This is a genomic window from Hoyosella rhizosphaerae (assembly GCF_014643175.1).
Classification (GTDB): Bacteria; Actinomycetota; Actinomycetes; order Mycobacteriales; family Mycobacteriaceae; genus Lolliginicoccus; species Lolliginicoccus rhizosphaerae.
Genome location: NZ_BMJH01000001.1, coordinates 1342566 through 1362912 on the forward strand (window position 1 = coordinate 1342566; position 20347 = coordinate 1362912).

General features: G+C 59.1%; 19 protein-coding genes. 9 read left to right on the forward strand and 10 right to left on the reverse strand.

Annotation, left to right across the window (positions count from 1 at the left end):
* The first annotated feature begins 9 nt into the window (after positions 1 to 9).
* Positions 10 to 2436 carry a serine/threonine-protein kinase gene (locus IEW73_RS06300; RefSeq protein ID WP_229675789.1) on the forward strand — a complete coding sequence of 809 codons (2427 nt, stop codon included), beginning with the start codon at positions 10 to 12 and terminating at the stop codon, positions 2434 to 2436.
* 27 nt (positions 2437 to 2463) lie between these two features.
* On the opposite strand, the gene IEW73_RS06305 is transcribed toward IEW73_RS06300, so the two are convergent.
* Genes IEW73_RS06305 through pta form a run of 5 tightly spaced genes read right to left on the reverse strand, consistent with a single transcriptional unit; the run spans position 2464 to position 7649 of the window.
* The gene (locus tag IEW73_RS06305; protein WP_188671678.1) at positions 2464 to 2661 is read right to left on the reverse strand and encodes a hypothetical protein; all 198 of its coding nucleotides are present in this window, start codon (positions 2659 to 2661) and stop codon (positions 2464 to 2466) included.
* A 59-nt stretch (positions 2662 to 2720) separates the two neighbouring features.
* The gene (locus IEW73_RS06310; protein ID WP_229675790.1) at positions 2721 to 4217 is read right to left on the reverse strand and encodes an MDR family MFS transporter; all 1497 of its coding nucleotides are present in this window, start codon (positions 4215 to 4217) and stop codon (positions 2721 to 2723) included.
* 26 nt (positions 4218 to 4243) lie between these two features.
* Positions 4244 to 4375 (reverse strand): hypothetical protein, encoded by a 132-nt coding sequence (locus tag IEW73_RS16625; RefSeq protein WP_268236268.1) that lies wholly within the window; start codon positions 4373 to 4375, stop codon positions 4244 to 4246.
* Positions 4376 to 4393: 18 nt separating this feature from the next.
* A complete protein-coding gene (locus IEW73_RS06315; RefSeq protein WP_188671680.1) occupies positions 4394 to 5581 on the reverse strand; it encodes an acetate kinase in 1188 nt (395 codons plus the stop codon).
* 10 nt (positions 5582 to 5591) lie between these two features.
* The gene (gene pta / locus IEW73_RS06320; RefSeq protein ID WP_188671682.1) at positions 5592 to 7649 is read right to left on the reverse strand and encodes a phosphate acetyltransferase; all 2058 of its coding nucleotides are present in this window, start codon (positions 7647 to 7649) and stop codon (positions 5592 to 5594) included.
* A 146-nt stretch (positions 7650 to 7795) separates the two neighbouring features.
* On the opposite strand from pta, the gene IEW73_RS06325 reads away from it, so the two are divergent.
* The 3 genes from IEW73_RS06325 to IEW73_RS06335 are packed head-to-tail and all read left to right on the forward strand — an operon-like array spanning position 7796 to position 10821.
* Positions 7796 to 8116, forward strand: a complete 321-nt coding sequence (locus IEW73_RS06325) for a 2Fe-2S iron-sulfur cluster-binding protein (protein WP_188671684.1) — start codon at positions 7796 to 7798, stop codon at positions 8114 to 8116.
* Positions 8117 to 8154: 38 nt separating this feature from the next.
* Positions 8155 to 9570, forward strand: a complete 1416-nt coding sequence (locus IEW73_RS06330) for a cytochrome P450 (RefSeq protein ID WP_188671687.1) — start codon at positions 8155 to 8157, stop codon at positions 9568 to 9570.
* A gap of 3 nt (positions 9571 to 9573) precedes the next feature.
* The gene (locus IEW73_RS06335) at positions 9574 to 10821 is read left to right on the forward strand and encodes an NAD(P)/FAD-dependent oxidoreductase (RefSeq protein ID WP_188671689.1); all 1248 of its coding nucleotides are present in this window, start codon (positions 9574 to 9576) and stop codon (positions 10819 to 10821) included.
* A 57-nt stretch (positions 10822 to 10878) separates the two neighbouring features.
* Here IEW73_RS06335 and fgd read toward each other — a convergent pair whose 3' ends face one another.
* The 3 genes from fgd to IEW73_RS06350 all read right to left on the reverse strand — a co-directional run bounded on the left by fgd (position 10879) and on the right by IEW73_RS06350 (position 13591).
* Entirely contained in the window at positions 10879 to 11895 is a 1017-nt protein-coding gene (fgd, locus tag IEW73_RS06340; protein ID WP_188673047.1) for a glucose-6-phosphate dehydrogenase (coenzyme-F420), read from the reverse strand.
* A gap of 86 nt (positions 11896 to 11981) precedes the next feature.
* Positions 11982 to 13181, reverse strand: a complete 1200-nt coding sequence (locus IEW73_RS06345; RefSeq protein ID WP_188671691.1) for an O-succinylhomoserine sulfhydrylase — start codon at positions 13179 to 13181, stop codon at positions 11982 to 11984.
* On the reverse strand, positions 13178 to 13591 hold the full coding sequence (locus IEW73_RS06350) for a rhodanese-like domain-containing protein (protein WP_188671693.1): 414 nt from the start codon (positions 13589 to 13591) through the stop codon (positions 13178 to 13180). The genes IEW73_RS06345 and IEW73_RS06350 overlap by 4 nt, the downstream gene beginning before the upstream one ends.
* A 197-nt stretch (positions 13592 to 13788) precedes the next feature.
* Here IEW73_RS06350 and IEW73_RS06355 point away from each other — a divergent pair, with 197 nt between their 5' ends.
* Positions 13789 to 15165, forward strand: coding sequence for an FAD-dependent oxidoreductase (locus tag IEW73_RS06355; protein WP_188671695.1), 1377 nt, complete (start codon positions 13789 to 13791; stop codon positions 15163 to 15165).
* 115 nt (positions 15166 to 15280) lie between these two features.
* Here IEW73_RS06355 and IEW73_RS06360 read toward each other — a convergent pair whose 3' ends face one another.
* Together IEW73_RS06360 and purT are read right to left on the reverse strand one after the other, a co-directional pair.
* Positions 15281 to 15763: a DUF456 domain-containing protein gene (locus IEW73_RS06360; protein WP_188671697.1), complete on the reverse strand. Its 483-nt coding sequence runs from the start codon at positions 15761 to 15763 to the stop codon at positions 15281 to 15283.
* 121 nt (positions 15764 to 15884) lie between these two features.
* Entirely contained in the window at positions 15885 to 17078 is a 1194-nt protein-coding gene (gene purT, locus IEW73_RS06365) for a formate-dependent phosphoribosylglycinamide formyltransferase (RefSeq protein ID WP_188671699.1), read from the reverse strand.
* A gap of 62 nt (positions 17079 to 17140) precedes the next feature.
* Here purT and IEW73_RS06370 point away from each other — a divergent pair, with 62 nt between their 5' ends.
* The 4 genes from IEW73_RS06370 to IEW73_RS06385 all read left to right on the forward strand — a co-directional run bounded on the left by IEW73_RS06370 (position 17141) and on the right by IEW73_RS06385 (position 20283).
* Positions 17141 to 17569 carry a hypothetical protein gene (locus IEW73_RS06370; protein ID WP_188671701.1) on the forward strand — a complete coding sequence of 143 codons (429 nt, stop codon included), beginning with the start codon at positions 17141 to 17143 and terminating at the stop codon, positions 17567 to 17569.
* 32 nt (positions 17570 to 17601) lie between these two features.
* Positions 17602 to 18834, forward strand: coding sequence for a hypothetical protein (locus IEW73_RS06375; protein WP_188671704.1), 1233 nt, complete (start codon positions 17602 to 17604; stop codon positions 18832 to 18834).
* A gap of 73 nt (positions 18835 to 18907) precedes the next feature.
* Positions 18908 to 19837 (forward strand): DUF368 domain-containing protein, encoded by a 930-nt coding sequence (locus IEW73_RS06380; protein ID WP_229675791.1) that lies wholly within the window; start codon positions 18908 to 18910, stop codon positions 19835 to 19837.
* Complete coding sequence (locus tag IEW73_RS06385) at positions 19834 to 20283, forward strand: hypothetical protein (RefSeq protein WP_188671706.1); 450 nt, start codon at positions 19834 to 19836, stop codon at positions 20281 to 20283. The genes IEW73_RS06380 and IEW73_RS06385 overlap by 4 nt, the downstream gene beginning before the upstream one ends.
* The last annotated feature ends 64 nt before the right edge of the window (positions 20284 to 20347 follow it).

Genomic DNA, 20347 nt, shown 5'->3' on the forward strand with positions numbered 1-20347 from the left:
GGTTGACATATGAGCACAGAAGCACAGGACAAAGGTGCTGATACTGGCGCGGATACCGACACGGCTGGCACCGAAGTAGCTGACGCAGAAGTAGCCGGAACCGAGATGGTCGGCACTGAAATAGTCGGTACCCAAGCTGCGCCGTTTGATCCGTTTGCCGACACCGATTCACAAGGCACCGAAGTCAGCCCGCCGCGTGAAGGTACCCAAGCCGTCCTCGTTGAACGCCACACCACCCCGACAACGAGCAGTGCATCGTCGACGGGAAGCAAGCCGACTAGCGGCCGATACGTGCGCACGCGAAAGGGCGCGCACACGCGGCTCGGCGCTGGCCTCGTCGCGATTCCTCGCGTTCCTCCCATCGACCCGGTATCGGCGATTCTCACGAACCCCGCAGTCCCCGAGTCGAAACGGTACTGCAAACAATGCCAGAACCCAGTTGGGCGGTCTGGCCCCGAAGGGCCGGGTGAGCCCGACGGCGTGTGCCACCACTGCGGTACACCATTCTGGTTCACACCATTGCTCCGGCCCGGCGACCTGGTAGCTGGCCAATACGAGATCCGCGGGTGCCTCGCGCACGGTGGGCTTGGCTGGATTTACCTCGCCATCGACCACAATGTTGAAGATCGGTGGGTCGTTCTCAAAGGCCTTTTGCACTCCGGTGACGCTCAAGCTCAGGCTGTCGCCATGGCGGAACGACGATTCCTAGCTGAGGTTTCCCATCCCAGCATCGTCAAGATCTACAACTTCGTCGAGCACATCAACCGCGAAGGCAACCCGGTCGGCTACATCGTGATGGAGTACGTCGGCGGAACAACGCTTCGGCATCTCGTCCACAACCGGCGCAAAGAAAGCGGCAACAATAACGCCTGTCTACCCGTCGAACAGGCGATAGTCCTCATGCAGGAAACCCTCAAAGCGCTCGCGTATCTCCACGCCACGGGGTTGGCATACAACGACCTCAAGCCAGAAAACGTCATGCTGACGGACGAGGGCATTAAACTGATCGACCTCGGCGCCGTCGCCGCTCTCGAAAGCTATGGTTACATCTTCGGCACACCCGGTTTCCAGGCCCCTGAGCTTGCGCAAACAGGACCAACAGTTGCGTCGGACATTTTCACGGCAGGTCGCACTTTGGCTGCGCTCACCGCACGACTTCCCTCTGAAGACGGCATCTATAAGCCCGGCCTACCAAGTCCTGATGTCGAATCGGTCTATCGGGAGCACGAGTTCTTCTACCGGGCGCTGATTCGCGCTACAAATCCAGACCCTGCGCAACGTTTCGACTCGGCCGATGAAATGTCGAGCCAACTTAATGGGGTGCTCCGCGAAGCTCTAGCGCAACAGCGGCATGAACCCCACCCTGGGATGTCCACAGTTTTCACCCCTCAACGAACGACGTTTGGCACCGACCAAGCAGTGCGCCAAACAGATGTTTACATCGACGGCCATTTCCGGGACATGCACATGGAGGCCCGCGAAATCGTTGCCGCATTGCCAATCCCGCTGATTGACCCAACTGATCCCGCTGCGGGCCTGCTCACTGCCACCGCAGCGAGTGATCCGCATGAAATTCTTGACTCGATCCGGAAGATCCGCGAGACCGCCAACCTTGAGGATGATGCGGCGCAGGGTGTGTTGGAGACAAGTCTCGCAATCCCCCTCGCCGAGGCTCGAGCGCACCTTGATTTGGAAGAGCCCGAACAAGCGCAACGCATCCTGAACAAGTTGGGTGGCACACGCCAGCACTGGCGTCTCGACTGGTACTCCGCCTTCTCAGAACTTCTTCTCGGGGAGTTCGAGAATGCCTTCAATCATTTCGAAACTGTCCTTAGTGCGCTACCTGGTGAATCGGCGCCTAAGGTTGCGCTCGCTGCCACCGCAGAACTCATCCTCGACCACTGGGAAACTGACGACGACGAAACGTGGCATAAGTTCGCTGAAAAGTATTACCGGACGGTGTGGCGCACAGACCGCAGTGTTGTCAGTGCAGCGTTCGGACTTGCGCGGCAACTCGTCCACGCAAACAACAGGGCCGGTGCTGTTTCCGCGCTCGATCAAGTACCTCTCAGCTCACGCCATTACAACGTGGCTCGGCTGTCGAGCGTGATGGCGCTCGTGGGTGGGCGGCCAGTCGAAGAAATTAACGAAAATGATCTTCGCGAGGCAGCCCGACGAGTCGAAATGGTCCCGGAAACGGAACGGCGCGCATTGCAGATGCGTGTTGTTGTCCTTGGTGTGGCGCTCGACTGGATTCGCTCCGGAAACCAAGCCCGGTATCCGGAGCCGTTTCTCGGGGTCACGCTCTCGGAGGAAGGCCTTCGCGGTAGCACTGAACGGGCGCTACGGGTCCTCGCCCGCAACGCTCCCGAACGCCGACACCGCTACCGACTCATTGACCTCGCCAACGATATTCGGCCCCGCAGCTTGTTTTAGGCAGCATCGCCTGAGCTGCGATGCTTACTACCAGTCGGTTGCTTTTTGAAAGTGGAGGGTTCCGCCCTCGTCTGGGCTGAAACCTGTGACCGCGCCTGCGTGCCACACCATTTCCACGGGCGCCCAATCGCCGGACGAAACCGTCTCGCCCGTTCGCACGTCGATTACCTGTGATCCGGCGGAACTCGCGACATACGCCATGTCATCGTGCACCGTAAGAATCACGCCCACCTCAAAAAACCTCCAACATCAGGTTCCGTTACCGGTCGCTTAGTGTACGTGTATCAGGAATTAGCTGTGCCTGAATGTTCAGCGCCGTAGCCATCCGGTCTGTGTGGCATAAACACCGCGAACGCGACGATAACAATGCCGAATACGACGCCCACACCGAATGCCCACTGCAGTCCGCCGACCAGCGCATCAAGTTCGTCCGAACCGCTGTCTTCCAGCGTCCTAGACCGTGTCGCCATGACCGTGATGACGATCGCGGTGCCCATCGCACCCGCCACCTGCTGAAGGGTGGCGAGGAGCGAACTACCGTGGGAGTACAAATGCGGCGGCAGTGCGCTCAGGCCGAGGGTAAACACCGGGGTGAACACTGCAGCTAGTGACACCAGGAGCACTACGTGCGTGGCGATCACTGCGACCAAGGGCATACTCAAACTCACTTGCGACAAGATGATGAGTGCAGCCAACGCGCCTATGGCGCCGGGAAGCACCAATAGCCTCCCACCGAACTTGTCGAACCAACGCCCTACAACAGGACCCAACAAACCCATCGCGAGCCCTCCAGGCATCATCAGCAGGCCTGTCTCCAGCGGCGTAAGGTCCCGCGCATCTTGCAGGAAGAACGGGAACAACACCATCGCCCCGATCATTGCCATGAAGGCCACAGCCATCAGTCCCAGAGCCAACGCGTAAGTCCGGTACGTGATGGTGCGCAGATCGAGCAGAGGCGCACCTGCGCGTTGCAATACGACCTGACGCGCCGCGAACGCTCCTATACCAAGCAAGCCGAGCCCGATCGTTGCGGCAGGGTGGAGGATTGGATTCTCCGCCCCGAGCTCGCTGAGCCCAAAGACCGTTGTGCCGAATCCCAACGCAGCGAGCACCACGCTTAGTCGATCGAGTGGGCCGCTGTTGGTCTCCCCCACATTGGTGAGATACCGCAACCCTGCCGCGATGACCGCAACCGTGATGGGGAGGACCACAATGAAGATGAGCCTCCATGAGCCCACAGCGAGAATGAGTCCTGATACTGCTGGCCCCATGGCCGGAGCCACCGAGATTGCCAGCATGACGTTTCCCATCACGCGGCCGCGGTCCTCCTCTGGCACCACAGTCATCAGAGTTGTCATGAGCAGCGGCAGCATCACCGCAGTGCCCACGGCTTGAATGACGCGGCCTAGCAAAAGAACCTCAAACATTGGTGCCGCAGCGGCAACCGTTGTCCCCACAAGGAACACCGCCATCGCGGACACAAATGCGGCGCGAGTCGACACTCGCTGCAGGAACCACCCGGTAGTAGGGATGACGACAGCCATAGTCAACATGAAGGCGGTGGTCAACCACTGCGCAGTGCGCTCCGGAATCTCGAATACCTTTGCTAGCTGCGGCAGCGCGTTGATCATGATTGTTTCATTGAGAATGACAATGAAGGTGGCCGCAACGAGCCAAAACAACACCTTTGGTACTTTTTTCTGCGCTGCACCTGCCGGACTCTGTGTCAGCGGCTCACTCGGTACTGACGCGACCGTACGGTCTAGATTGCTTTCGCGCACGAGGACGCCTTTCACGGAGGACGGAATCAGATTTCTGCGCTGTCCTCCGCTGCCTCAGTCGGCCCAGTGGTGCGCGTGAAGTAACCATAGGCACCGACGCCGAGGCCACGCAATGCAATTTTTGACACACTGTCGCTTGGCTTCGTAGCTATCCGCACCGAGAATCACCTCAAGCGCTACACCATGTCCCACGCCGCCAGCGCAATCGCCAGTTCTTCATTCGTTGGAACGACAAGTACGGCCACGGCGCTGTCGGGTGTTGAAATCATACGAGGTCCCTTTACCCGCTCCGCGTTGGCCGCAGAATCGACTGCGATACCGAGGCGTTCAAGCCCAGCAAGCGCATCGGCCCTCACCTGTGGTGCATTTTCGCCGACCCCAGCGGTGAACGTAATGACGTCGACACCGCCCATTTCAAGCATGTACGCGCCCACGTACTTTCGCAGCCGGTGAATGTATACGTCATACGTGAGCTTGGCTTGCTCATCGCCCTGGCTTATCAATTCGCTCAGTGCGCGGAAGTCGTTGACACCCGACAACCCTTTAAGTCCAGACTGACGGTTGAGTAGCTGATCAAGTTCGTCAACGCTGTATCCGCCCACCCGGAGAAGGTGCAATAGCGCCCCGGGGTCGATGTCACCTGACCGCGTGCCCATGACAAGACCTTCGAGCGGGGTCAGACCCATCGTGGTGTCCACCGCCTGGCCTGCCTGCACCGCCGACGCGGACGCGCCATTGCCGAGGTGAAGCACGATCTGGTTAATGCTGTCGTACGGTTTTCCGAGGAATTCGGCCGCCCGCCGTGACACATATTCGTGTGACGTGCCGTGGAAGCCATAACGCTGGATTCCATGCTTTTCTGCAACGGCGGAATCAATTGCGTAGGTTTTTGCTGCTTGGGGCAAAGTATGAAAGAAGGCTGTGTCGAAAACTGCAACGTGGGGAACGTCTGGGAGCATCCGTCGAGCTACTTCGATGCCCAGCAAGTTCGGCGGGTTGTGCAGCGGCGCCAGAGTGGACAGTTTTTCAACAGTTCTGACCACGTCATCAGTGATGATTGTCGGCTGGGAGAAGACAGTGCCGCCGTGTACAACACGGTGCCCGACTGCAACGATATTCCAGTCCGAGAGGGAGCCGCCGTCGCGCGAGAACATGTCGAAGGCAAGCCGCAGCCCATCGTCGTGATCAGCAATGTTGGTCGTCTCTTCGACGTTTCCGTGCGTGTCACTGTGGTTGATAACGCCGTCAGATTCACCGATTCGTTCCACCACCCCGTTCGCCAGTGGGGTTCCCGCGACCGGGTCGATCAGCTGGTACTTAATCGACGACGAACCGGAGTTAATGACAAGCACTGTGCGAGGCATTCTGGTCACCCTATTTCTGAGCCTGAATGGCGGTAATAGCGACGGTGTTCACGATGTCTTGCACCAAAGCGCCGCGCGAAAGGTCGTTTACTGGCTTGTTGAGGCCCTGCAAAACCGGGCCGATAGCAACCGCACCGGCGCTGCGCTGAACAGCTTTGTAGGTGTTGTTTCCCGTGTTCAGATCGGGGAACACCAGGACTGTCGCCTGGCCTGCCACGGGCGAGTCAGGTGCCTTTGACCGCGCTACTGACGGTTCCACTGCCGCGTCGTATTGAATGGGCCCGTCCACCAAAATGTCGGGGCGCCGTTCACGCACCAGTTGGGTGGCTTCCCGAACCTTGTCTACGTCCGCGCCCGAGCCTGAGTCGCCCGTTGAGTACGACAGCATCGCAACCTTGGGGTCAATCCCGAATTGCGCAGCGGTTTCCGCTGAGGAAATCGCAATGTCTGAAAGTTGCTCGGCCGTTGGCATTGGCACTACTGCGCAGTCACCGTAGGCGAGCACCTTATCGGCTAGACACATGAGAAAGATGCTCGACACCGTGGAGCATTCCGGAACGGTTTTGATCACTTCAAATGCCGGCCGGATGGTGTGCGCAGTGGTGTGCACAGCGCCGGACACCATGCCATCCGCGATATCCATGTGCACCATCATGGTGCCGAAATAGGCAACGTCGACCATCATTTCGCGGGCCCGTTCTTCGGTCATGCCTTTATGCGCACGCACGCTGGCGTACTCGGCCGCGAATTTCTCGAGCAGTTCCGAAGTAGCCGGATTGATGACGCGCGCCTCAGCCAAGTCAAGCCCAAGTTCGGCCGCGCGTTTGCGGACAGACGTCTCCTCCCCAAGCAGGGTGAGGTCAACAACTTCACGCTGCAAAAGCCGTGATGCCGCCCGCAGAATCCTGTCATCCGTCGCCTCGGGCAGGACGATGTGTTTCCGATCGGCGCGCGCTCGGTCTAGCAACTGGTACTCGAACATCTGCGGCGTCATCACAGATGGCATATCGAGCCGCAATTGTTCCAGCAAGTTCGGGGCATGCACGTGCTTCTCCATAAGCCCCAGCGCGGTGTCCACCTTTCGCTGAGAACCCACGCCTACCCGACCACGGGTTTCCGCTGCGATACTTGCGGTCTTGAACGTCCCGTAGTCCGTGGTAATGATTGGCAGTTTAGGTTTCAGACCTTCCACCAGCGCCGCAATACTGCGATGCGGCAAAAGCCCACCATTAAAGATGATTCCCGCAAGCGACGGAAAACCATCCGCCTCATGAGCATTGACTAATGCCAAAAGAACATCGGAGCGGTCAGCCGGGGCGATCACAGCCGCGCCTTCCTGAAGCCGCTCAAGCAGGTGCTCCGCCGTCATCGCACCAACAAGCACCGCCGTCGCTTCACGTTGCAGAAGTTCAGGATCACCGCTGTAATGCTCACCGTTAAGCGAATCGAGAAGTTCTTGCATCGTGGGCGAAATCATCAAGGGCACCTCCGGCAGCGCCCACGACGAAACTCCCGTTTCTTGCAGCGCCTTCACTACTGATTCGAGCTCGCTCGGGTTACACCGGTTGGCGATGATAGCGACCGTGTGCGCCCGCGCATGCCGTAGCTCACCCAAACACAAATCGGCTGCTTGTCGAATCGTCTCCGGGGTACGTCCGCTACCACTGAGCGCAAGAATGACCGGCGCATTCAGGTTCACAGCAACTCGAGCGTTGAACGTCAACTCGGTTGGACTCACGACATCGGTGTAGTCCGAACCGACGATGACCACGGCGTCGCATTGCTGGGCTACGACGTGGTACTTGCGCACAATCTCAGCTAGCGCAGCCTCCGGATCGCGGTGTACGTCCGAATACGTCACGCCCACGCATTGCTCATAGTCCAAATCGGCAGTGGTGTGCTCAAGAAGCAACTCGAGAATGTAGTCCGCATCGTCCCCAGCTCGGGCGACCGGACGGAAGACGCCAACCCGCGCGGCGCTCGCAGCAAGGAAGTGCAAGACCCCCAAAGCGATTGTGGACTTTCCGGTATCTCCGGACGGCGACGCAATATACACACTCGACGGCATGCACCCATTCTTACGCGAACCAAGCGAAATCGCGCACTTTGCGGTCGTTTTTGTCGGCCTCAATTCTCATCTGGCCTCGGTGCAAGATTCGCGGATAGTGACAGTTCCTCGCCCTCACGCGCACAACCAACCATAGGATGAGGAGTATGGGAACGATCACATTCATTTCACACGACGGCGAAGAGACTGAGGTCGAGATCGTCGAGGGACAGTCGCTGATGCAGCTCGCGACCAATAACGGCCTCGCGGGCATTGATGGCGACTGCGGAGGCGAAGCAGCCTGCGGCACTTGTCACATCATTCTCGAAGCCGAGTGGTTCAGCAAAACCGGCGACCAGAGCGACGACGAGGCTCAGATGCTCGACCTAACACCTGAGCGGGTCGCCACTTCACGTCTTTCGTGTCAAATCAAGGCCACCGAGGCCATGGACGGGATGATCGTTCATCTCCCCGAATTCCAGATGTAAATCCCGTACAAGCTTCAAGCTACGACGAGGTAGGCGCAATGAACAAGATTTTCTCCCCGGTAAAGAACAAAGTTTTCTACCCGGTCAAGAACAAGGTCGAGCAGGTTGTCCCTCTCGACGTACTGGTCAAGGGGTCGCATCTTTACAACAAGGCGCGCCGGGTCGTTGACCCGCGCGAGCGCTCGCCTATCTTCGTTGAAACGCCAATCCCCGACGGCGCCACCATTCCACTGGCCGATATCGACATGAGCAACCCGTTCCTGTACCGACAGGGGCAGTGGGAATCACACTTCAAGCGCCTGCGGGACGAATCGCCGGTGCACCACCAGACGAAGGGCCCATTCGGCCCGTTCTGGTCGGTTACGCGCTACGAGGACATCCTCGCGATGGACAAGGACCACCACCTGTTCTCGGCCGAGCCCGACATCATCATCGGTAAGTTCCCCGCCGGCTTCGACATCAAAATGTTCATCGCCATGGACCCGCCTCAGCACGACATTCAGCGCGCTGCGGTCCAGCCAGTGGTCGCGCCGCAAAACCTCAAGGAACTGGAAGGGCTGATCCGATCCCGCGTCCAGGAGGTACTCGACGAACTCCCGGTCGGCGAACCGTTCGACTGGGTCGACAACGTATCGATCGAACTGACCGGCCGCATGCTCGCCACGCTGCTCGACTACCCTTATGAGCTGCGACGCGAGCTCACGGTGATCTCCGACTTGGCTTCGGGCGTGCCGGGCGCGACGGGTGGCACGTCTGACCTCGACGAGGTGTTCACCAAGTGCCGACCAATTCTGCGCAGAGTTTTGCAACTTTGGGAGCAGAAGAAGGCGCGCATCGCTGCGGGCGAGGCTCCCGGGTATGACCTGATCAGCCTGCTGCTGGCCGACGAGAACACCCAAGACATGATCGAACGCCGTCCGATGGAGTTCCTCGGTAACTGCGTGCTGCTCGTCATCGGCGGCAATGACACGACCCGCAACTCAATGAGCGGTGGCGTGTATGCACTGAACAAGTTCCCAGACGAGTTCGCCAAGCTCAAAGCCAACCCGAAACTGATCCCGAATATGGTGTCGGAGATAGTACGCTGGCAGACGCCCTTGGCATACATGGCGCGCCGGGCTAAAGAGGACACCGTCCTCGGCGGAAAGAACATTAAAAAGGGCGACAAGCTCATCATGTGGTATGCCTCAGCCAACCGCGACGAGCGCCACTTTGATAGCCCGGAAAAGCTCATCATCGACCGTAAAAACGCCCGCAACCACATCGCGTTTGGCTTCGGCGTGCACCGCTGCATGGGCAACCGTCTCGCTGAGATGCAGCTTCGCATCCTCTGGGAGGAACTGCTCGAACGGTTCGACGACATCAAGGTCGTCGAGGAACCCGAGATCGTGCAGTCAACCTTTGTGCGCGGCTACTCCAAGATGATGGTCGAGCTCACCAAGAAGCAGGCCTGACATATGCGTGTGCTGATCATCGGGGCAAGCCACGCCGGAGCGCAGGTGTGCGCGAACCTGCGCCAGGACGGCTGGACTGGGGAAATCCTCGTCATCGGTGACGAGCCGGTCCTGCCGTACCATCGGCCCCCGCTCTCCAAGACGTACCTTGCAGGCAAAACTACGCTAAACGAGCAGCTCATCCGCCCGGCGGCGTACTACGAGAAGCACGACATCACGTTCCGCGTCGCCCGTGTCGATAGCATCGACCGAGAGGCGCACACCGTCACACTGTCCGATGGTGAAAAAGTTTCCTACGACAAGCTTGTGCTGTGCCTCGGGGCCCGGCCACGTAGCTTTCCCCTCGAGGGCGCAGAGCTCGCTGGTGTGCACTATCTTCGCGACGCCGCCGACACCGAGGCGATCCGTGATGAACTGCACGCCAAGGGGCTGCACGCCAGCGGACGCGTCACGATCATCGGCGCTGGTTACATCGGTTTGGAGGCGGCCGCATCGCTGCGCCAACTTGGCGTTGAGGTCACGGTCCTGGAGAGCGCCGAGCGTGTTCTTCAACGGGTCACGGCCCCGGAACTGTCAGAGTTCTACACACGCGTCCACAGAGAGGAAGGTGTGGACGTGCGTACTGGGGTCTCCATCTCGGGCATCGAGGGTGACGAGCACGTGCGCGGGGTGCGCCTCGCGGATGGTGAACTCGTTCCCGCCGACCTCGTAATCATCGGCATTGGTGTTGTGCCGAACGTGGAGCTCGCCGCAGCTGCCGGCTTAGCCGTGGACAACGGGGTTGTCATCGACGACCACGGGCAAACGAGCGACCCGGACATTTTCGCCGCCGGGGACTGCGCGAGTCACTACCTGGCCCGGTACGGGCGCCAGATCCGCCTGGAGTCGGTGCCCAGCGCCGGCGAACAAGCCAAAGCAGTCGGAGCCAGGATCTGCGACAAAGAGAAGGAGATCAAGGCTCTGCCGTGGTTCTGGTCCGACCAGTACGAGCTCAAGCTACAGATCGCCGGACTCAACGACGGCTACGACAGCATAGTGTTTCGCGGAGACCCAGCGGCTGGACGCAGTTTCGCCTGTTTCTACTTCAAGCAGGGGCAGATGATTGCCGCCGACTGCGTAAACCACCCGAAAGAGTTCGTTTTCGCGCGTCGCGTCATCGGTGATCAATTGGCAGTTGATCCGGACGCACTGGCAGATCCAGAAAACTCGCTGAACGACCTGCTGCGTGCGGCCATGAGCGACCGGAGCTGAGGGGATACGGAGGTCGTCTCTGGCCTCCGAGCCCCGCCTGTGGCGCGATCCCGGGCGCTACGCCAGTTCCCGCAATCGCGGCGCCAAATCCCGCGCAAACAATTCAAGGAATCGAGCCTGGTCATGCCCAGGTGCGTGGAAAACAAGGTGGTTCAACCCGGCATCGACGTAGGGGATGATCTGCTCAATGGCCTCGTCGGGATCAGAGGCGACGATCCACCGCTTGGCGACCTGCTCGATGGGCAGCTCGTCCGCAAGCTTTTCCATCTCAGCAGAACTCGTCACTGAATGCTTCTGCTCAGGTGTCAGGCTCAACGGGGCCCAAAACCGCGTGTTCTCCAGTGCGGCATCACGATCCGTGTCATAGGAAAGCTTGATCTCAATCATCTTGTCAATCGCACTTGGATCCCGGTCCGCAGCTTCAGCGCCGAGTTGCACAGCAGGAAGCAGCTTTTCTGTGTACAGCTCCATCCCTTTGCCTGAGGTACAAATAAACCCATCGCCCGCTCTGCCCGCATACTTCGCGACGACGGGACCACCAGCAGCGATGTACACGGGAATCGTGGCGTCAGGCTTGTCATACACAGTTGCGTCGACGGTCTGGTAGTAATCACCCTCAAACGTCACGTTATCGTCGGTCCATAAGGCACGGATAAGTCGCACAGCTTCCCGCAATCGGGCGAACCGTTCCTTGAACTCCGGCCACGGATGGTCCTCAGACACGTTAAAGCCGGTAGCAATCTCATTGAGCGCCTCGCCTGTTCCGACTCCGAGCATGATCCGTCCCGGATACAAGCAACCCATCGTGGCGAAAGCTTGCGCAATAACAGCTGGGTTGTACCGGAATGTCGGCGTCATTACCGAGGTTCCGAGCTGAATGCGATTCGTCCGCTCCCCGACCGCAGTCATCCACGCGAGCGAGAACGGCGCATGCCCGCCGGTGTGCCGCCATGGCTGAAAGTGATCGCTGACGCTGGCCGAGTCCATGCCACACTGCTCCGCCTTGACGGCAAACTCCACTAGGTCGCGGGGTCCAAATTGCTCCGCTGAAGCCTTGTATCCGAGCTTAAGCACTAGCGCGCCTCCCTTTGTCACCTTTTAGGCTACTTGGTAAGCGGGCCTTGCAAACGAATCAACAGCTACAGATTTCGAGAGCAGGTTTACCCAAGCGCTTGCTTCAAATCGTCCATCAGGTCTTCGACATGCTCGAGGCCTACTGAAATTCGCACGACCCCGTCAGTAATGCCAATAGTTGCCCGTCCCTCGGGGCCCATCGCCCGGTGGGTGGTAGTGGCCGGATGAGTGATCAGCGTCTTGGAATCGCCAAGGTTGTTTGAAATATCAATGATGCGCAGCTTGTCCAAGACCTCGAAGGCTCGCGCTTTCCCATCAGCACCATCGAGTTCGAACGTCACAACCGTGCCACCGCCGAGCATCTGCTGCTTCGCAAGCTCGTATTGCGGATGCGAAGGCAAGAATGGGTAGCGCACCCACCTGGTAGCAGGGTGATCTTCAAGGAACTCCGCTATCCGTAACGCTGACTCATTCTGCTGCTTCACGCGGATCCCCAGCGTTTCGAGACCCTTCAGCATCACCCACGCGTTAAACGGACTCAACGCGGGACCGGTGTGCCGCATCAGCGTTTGTACTGGCCCGTTGATGTACTCCTTGGGACCCAAAATGGCCCCACCGAGCACGCGGCCCTGCCCATCAATGTGCTTAGTGCCGGAATACACAACAATATCGGCGCCGAGTTCAAACCCTCGCTGCAGCAATGGAGTTGCAAAAACATTGTCGAGCACAACCTTGGCGCCAGCCGCATGAGCCAGCTCGGTTACACGACGCACATCGACAAGGTCCTGCATCGGGTTTGATGGCGTTTCAAAGAAAACTGCCGCAGCCGGTTTCGACAGGGCCTTCTCCCACTGGTCCAAGTCGTCGCCATCGACGAACTCGGTTTCCACTCCCCACCGAGGCAAGATTTCATTGCACACAACAAAGCAGGAGCCAAAAAGGCTACGTGCTGCGACTAGCCGATCGCCCGCCTTCAGGAGGGCGCCAAGCGCAACGAACACCGCCGCCATACCACTCGCCGTGCCAAAGCACGCTTCGCCGCCATCCATGAGACGAAGGCGCTCTTCAAACATCGCAACCGTGGGATTCCCGTAGCGGGAATACACAAACCGATCGCCCTCGATGAACGCCTGCTCAGCAGCGCTTGCGGAGTCGTAAACATAGCCGGAAGTGAGGTACAGCGCCTCGGCAGTCTCCTCAAAACCCGAACGGGTCAGTCCTCCGCGAACGCCAATAGTTTCGGGGCGAACACCGTCCGGAAGTTCTCGCGGTGGCGGGAATGTCATGACTGCCTCCACGGAAGCCCAAGCGCACGCCAACCCGTGCTGCCACGATGACCGTTCTCATCAAGCCCGCCCTCGAAACCGTCGAGCACGTTGTACGCGGGGCCCAAACCGGCGGAAGTGGCCAGTTGCGCAGAGCCAATAGACCGATGGCCCGACCGGCAGAGGAAAGCAATAGGCTGGCCGGGCTTGACACCCGCCGCCGCTAAGTCATTGAGGAAATCCGCGTTGCGCCCCCCGGTAGGGAACCCAACCCATTCGACAAAAACAGTCCGCTTCCCCAGCGAGGAAATGTCTGGCACACCGACATAGTTCCACTCGGCTTGCGTGCGGACGTCAACGAGAATGGCCTCGGGGTCCTGCTCGAGCATCTGCCATGCCTGCTCTGGGCTAATGTCACCTGCGTAGCTCACTCCTACAGAGTTCCACACTTGTGCGACATTTCGCACACCGACACTGGTGACAAGCAGGCCGACTGTGACAAGCAGGCCGACTGTGACAAGCAGGCCGACTGTGACAAGAGTAATGCGAGCGGACTCACCAGAGACAGAAGTTCTAATCTACACTGGACAATCGACTGTCCACCCCAGAATGAGGTAAAGCGTTTCTGATGACTGACCAGACACGGCCGTTGCGAGTTGGAATCGTCGGGTCCGGCCCTGCCGGCATCTACGCCGCTGACGCACTAATGAAATCAGAAGCCGCTTCCGAACGCGGGGTGTCGATCGACATCTTCGAACGGATGCCAGCACCGTTTGGGCTGATCCGCTACGGCGTCGCGCCGGACCACCCCCGCATCAAGGGCATCATCACCGCCTTGCACAAGGTGCTCGACAAACCCGAGGTGCGGCTGTTCGGCAATGTTTCGTACGGCACTGACATTGACCTGACAACGCTGCATTCGTACTACGACGCCGTGATCTTCGCAACGGGGGCTAATGCTGACCGTGCGCTGTCCGTACCCGGCATCGAGCTGGACGGTTCCTACGGTGCTGCAGACTTCGTGTCCTGGTATGACGGGCACCCCGATGTGCCGCGTGAATGGCCCTTGGAAGCCGAAAAGGTGGCCGTCTTGGGTGTTGGCAACGTCGCACTCGATGTTGCGCGCGTACTCGCTAAGACAGCGGATGAACTGCTCGAAACTGAAATTCCGCACAATGTTTACGAAGGCCTCAAGGCCTCGAAGGCTCGCGAAGTGCACGTCTTCGGGCGCCGCGGACCCGCCCAAGCGAAGTTCACGCCATTGGAACTGAAGGAACTCGCGCACTCCCCCAATGTTGAGGTAGTCGTCGACCCCCTCGACATTGACTACGACGAGGCCTCCACGATCGCTCGACGTTCGTCCAAGATCGTTGATCAGGTTGCGAACATCATTCAGGACTACGCGATTCGTGATCCCAAGGACCTACCGAACAAGATCTTCCTGCACTTTTTCGAGAGCCCTGCCGAGATTCTTGGCGAGGACGGGAAAGTTACGGGGCTACGTACTGAGCGAACCGAACTTGACGGCACGGGCAATGTCCGCGGTACAGGCAAGTTCACTGATTGGGACGTACAGGCCGTATACCGGGCTGTCGGATACCTGTCAGAAAACGTCGCCAAGCTTCCGTTCGATGAGCAGGCAGGCACGGTGCCCAACGAGGCTGGCCGCGTGATTGGTGACGATGGCACCCACCTCGGGGGCATCTACGTCACCGGCTGGATCAAGCGTGGACCTATCGGCCTGATCGGCCATACCAAGGGCGACGCAAACGAAACGATCGCATGCCTGGTCGACGACATTCCGACGCTGCCCAAGCCTTCACACCCGGATCCGCAGGCGATTGTCGACTACCTAGACGGCCAAAACATCCCGTTCACGACGTGGGATGGTTGGTACCGACTCGACGCCCACGAGCGTTCTCTCGGCGAACCTGAAGGCCGGGCGCGAATCAAGGTCGTCGAGCGCGAAGAGATGCTCCGCGCCAGCGGTGTCGCAGACGACTGACTGAGCTTTTTGCCGACGCTCCCACTTTGTCCCGATGCTCCCGCTTTTGCAGTGAAAAAGTGGGAGCGAACGTCAAAAGTGGGAGCGTCGCTGCATTTTGGGGCATGCATCGCCGCTACAGGATCCACGCCCCGATAACCCATGTGGCAGCGGCGGCTAACGCACCTAGCAACTGAATGAGGGTAGACACAACCACCGCTTTGGTGGCCTGGACAGTGGCCGCCCAGGCGGCTTCGGGGCGACGCACGCGAGCAGCTTCGGCTAGGAATGTGCCACCGATGAAGCCAATGAATAGCCCAATGACGGGGATGACAAAAAACCCGATCACGGCGGCGATCAGACCGATCACGATGGATCGCATCGGGATTCCCGCTTCCCGCAAGGACCGGCCTGGCCAGGTGTATTGAAGGATTGCTGTGACGACCAAAAACCCGGTCGCGATGACAAACACGATCCAGCCGGTAGAGGTCCCCTCGAATATCGCCCAGATTAATATCGCGCCGAATACGACAAGCACCCCGGGAAGCACTGGCAAAATAATGCCCGCGATCCCAATGAGTATTGCGATGGCGATGATGATCTCGCCGACTAGGTTCATGGCATCACCGTAGCGGGGCTAGGTGTTGACTCGAAGGTTTGGTCGCCATTACGTGCCCAGGGGGAACTTTGCGTCCTGCTACGGATTGTTGACGGCCTTGCGGCCTCGGTGACATCCCCGATCAGTCAGCGATGGGTTTGACGCATGCTGCAGCCTCGCGGGCGCGCTCGCGGGCAACGTCGATGTTCTCGGCGCTGGCAACAACGACGCCCATGCGGCGAAACTCAAAGCTCTCGGGCTTACCGAATAGTCGGACGTCTACGCCGGGGACGTCGAGGGCATCAGCTATCCCGGAGAAGCGAACACTGCGCGAATCGACGCCGCCGTAGATCACCGCTGAGGCGCCTGGTTCACGGAGCGAGGTATCGACGGGGAGGCGCAGGACTGCGCGGGCGTGGAGTTCGAACTCTGAGTAGCGCTGGGTGGCGAGGGTTACGAGTCCGGTGTCGTGTGGTCGCGGGCTGACTTCGGAGAAGTACACGTCGTCGCCTTTGACAAAAAGCTCTACACCGAATACGCCTCTGCCGCCGAGTGCGGCGGTGACTTTCTCTGCGATGTGGCGCGCAGAAGCAAGCGCGGTTTCTGACATGGGGTGGGGTTGCCAGGATTCGATGTAGTCGCCGCGTTCTTGTTTGTGGCCAATCGGTTCGCAGAATGATGTGGTGATGGCGCCCGAGTGGGTGGATCGCACCGTCAGGAGGGTGATTTCGTAGTCGAAGTCGACGAAGCCTTCGATAATGACGCGCTGCTTATTGACTCGGCCACCGGCAAGGGCGTAATCCCAGGCGTGCTCAAGGCCATCGGCGTCGTGAACAACTGATTGACCTTTCCCTGATGACGACATGATGGGTTTGATGACGCAGGGGAATCCAACGGTCTTTGCTGCTTCGGTTAGTTCTTCGAAGTTGTTGGCAAAGGCGTACTTCGATGTGGGTAGGCCGAGTTCTTCGGCTGCGAGGCGGCGTATTCCTTCGCGATTCATTGTGAGCTGCGTGGCGCGTGCGGTGGGGATGACTTCGGTGATTCCGTCTTCCACGGCTTCGGCTAGTGCGTCTGTGGCGATCGCTTCGATCTCAGGGACCACAAAATGGGGTTTTTCGTGTTTGATCAGGGCGAGCAGGGCGTCGCGGTCTGTCATGTCGATGACGTGGGAGCGATGGGCTACTTGGTGGCCGGGGGCTTTCGCGTAGCGGTCAACGGCGATGACTTCGATGCCGAGGCGTTGGAAGGCGATGATGACTTCTTTGCCGAGTTCACCAGCTCCGAGGAGCATGACCTTCGTCGCGGTGTCACTCAGCGGTGTACCAATTATCACCTTGGGTTCCTTCCCGTACTTGTTGATGCGGTGTAGAGCCTAGCGGGTGAGAGTATGGACATGTGGTTGTAGAACTTGCTTTGGAGACGCGCGTCGCTTTGGCGGCTGCTGGCGGGATCTTTTTGTGGGCCCTTGTGCTCGGTGTGTGGAAATACGCTCAGATTGTGCGATCGCCGCAGCATCAGGCGCATGTGTATGTCGATATCGCGCATCGGGCAGCGCTAATGTATGCGTTTGCGGCACTGCTGTTGGCGCCGTTTGCGGAGTTGAGTGCGTGGCCTTCGTGGGTGAATACGGTGGCCGTGCTGGTCGTCGTGGTGTTTTTTGTGGGGGCGATAGCGTCGTATGTGGTGCACGGGGCGTTGCAGGACACCACGAATCAGTTTGCGAAACCTGTCCATGGTTTACATGGCTTTATGTTTGCGCTCATTGCGTGTGAGATCGGCGGTTTTGCGGTGCTGTTTGTTGGGTTCTTGGTTTCGCAGTTCTGACGGCTTTATCGATAACAGTTATCATTTCCTCTATGATCCGCTTGAAAACCGTCCCGCCCCTACTTCTCACGATGGCCGTTGTCACCGCGTGCGCGTCAAGCACGGACGATGTCGAGACGGCTGCGAGCGAGGCCCCTGAAACCACGACAAGCGCAGCAGAACAACCAGAGGAAGCTGACATCGCGGTACCGCGCATCGCGCTCTCCCACGATGGCGGCGTACTCGTGCTCGACGCCGCCACCCTAGACGAAGTTGCCGACATTGCAGTCGACAACCTTGCGAGCATCAAAGCCGCAGGCGACGGCCGACATGTTGTGGTCTCCACCGATAGCACCTTCCGGTTTCTCGACATGGGAACATGGACTGACTCGCACGGCGACCACGGTCACCACTACACCGCAACACCACAGTTGACGGACACAGCGTTCGAGGCCGAGAAGCCTGCACATGTTGTTGCCAACGCCGGACGCATCGTGCTCTTCGATGACGGCACCGGAGATATCACGTCGTTCCCTACCCGCGACCTCAGCCGAACCTCCATAAACGTCACCGAATACGCTGCCGCGGAGCCTCACCACGGGGTGGCAGTCGAACTGTCGAACGGTCATCGCATCATTAGTCTGGGCGATTCAGAAAGCCGAACCGGACTGGCAGTATTTGATGCCGATGGCAACGAGATCGGGCGCGACGAATCATGCCCCGGCTTGCATGGTGAAGCTATAGCCGCCGACGAAGCTTTCCTCGTGGGGTGCCAAGACGGAGTTCTTGTGTTCAAGGACGGGGAGTTCAGCAAAATTACTAGCCCCTCGGATCCAGGCCGTATCGGGAATGCGCGCGGCACCGAGGCCAGCCCCGTCATTCTCACCGACTTCAGGCATGATCCAGACAGCGGACTCGACCGAGTAGCACTGGTCGACACCAACACCATGTCCATGACGGTTGTGGAACTTGGCGTCGAGTACACCTCGAGCTCACTAGCGCTCGGCTCCGACGGCAACGCCCTCGTCCTCGGCGTAGACGGCGCGATCCATGTCATTGATGTCAGCAGTGGTGAGGTAACCACTAGCTTCCCCGTCATCGATCCATGGACGGCACCAGAATCATGGCGCGACCCACGGCCTAATCTCTATGTGCTCGATTCGGTCGCCTACGTCACGGACACGGCTTCAGATCGGGTTATCGCAGTCAATCTCACCTCTGGCGACACAATCGCCACCACAGAGATTTCTGCCACACCACAGAGCATCACCGCAGTAACAGGCTAAGAACCAGCAAAGCTGGAATCGCGTGCAGCGAATGTCACACGCGATTCCAGCTTTGTCCGCTTAGGCTATGACCATGGCGAATGCTCCGACTAATCACGTATTCAATGTTGTCCGAGGCGGCCTCATGGGTACAGCCGAAGTCATCCCCGGTGTCAGCGGGGGTACTGTCGCGCTCATCACTGGGCTATACGACCGCCTCATAGCGTCTGCAGGACATACCGTGAGCGGTCTGCGGCTTGCCGCTACGGACATCCCGCGAGGCAAAGGCACAGAACGTGCTGCTGGCGAACTCCGCAAGGTTGACTGGGGAATGATCGTCGGTGTACTCGCCGGTATGGCAGTCATGCTGATTGTCGCGGCAAAGATTGTCGCCCCTTTGGTTGAGGAATATCCGCAACGCTCCTTCGCACTGTTCTTCGGCCTAGTTCTCGCGTCCATTTGGGTTCCCTACACGCACACTGGTCAACGGTGGATGCCGGTGCACTACGTCATCGCCCTCGCCGCGGCGGCGCTAGCGTTTTTCCTTACCGGTTTTCCGGAAGGAAATCTGAGCGACCCAAGCCCGATCGTCATCATGATCGCGGCCGCAATCGCCATCAACGCCCTCGTCCTCCCCGGCGTATCAGGTTCTTTCATGCTCCTGGCCATGGGGCTTTACGCCACCACCCTCGACGCGGTTAATGAACGCGATCTCGGTTACATCGCGTTCTTCGCGCTCGGTGCGTTCCTGGGACTCTCAGTCTTTGTGAAACTGCTCCAGTGGCTGCTTGAGCACTACCACCACCTCACCATGGTTGTGATGACGGGCCTTCTTCTTGGTTCGTTGCGCGCGCTGTGGCCTTGGCAGACCGACGACAGGGAACTGCTCGCACCGAGCGGCGACATCGGCATCACGGTCGCGATGATGGTATTAGGCTTGGTAGTTGTGGTGGGCATTCTGATCGCAGCGCACCGCCGGACAACGAAGCAACTAGATAACCTCACGAATGAACAATTGACATGACTGCAGCAATCGCATCGAGAGCCGTGGTGATTCACACCGTAGCTGGGGCGATACTCGGTGCGGTTCTCGGCTGGTGGGATACTCAACAATTCAATATCGGTGCGGCGATGGTCGGGGTGGCCGTCGGACTTTACGTGGGGATACTCGCCGTAGTCGGCGCTACCCTTGCCCTCCGACGCGAAGCACGCCGACCATCGCGCAGCTCATTCGCCTGGCGTCAACGATTCAGTTACGCCAGCGCGACAGCGGTCCTCATTGGCGTTGGAACAGCAGTTTTCGCCATCATCACCGCAAGCTCGGGTGGGCTTCAACACCTCGCTGTCATCCACCTCATCTTCGCTGCTGCCACAATCGGAGCCATTGCTTTGATTTCCGCTGCTCTGACACAACTTTATGTTCCCCGCAGGGTGCTGCCCGACAGCGGCGAACATGAACCGCTGTACTAGCCCTGGATGAACTACTAGCGTTCTCCTCAAAACAGGCGTTGCCCTAAGGCCACGTTGCGCACCT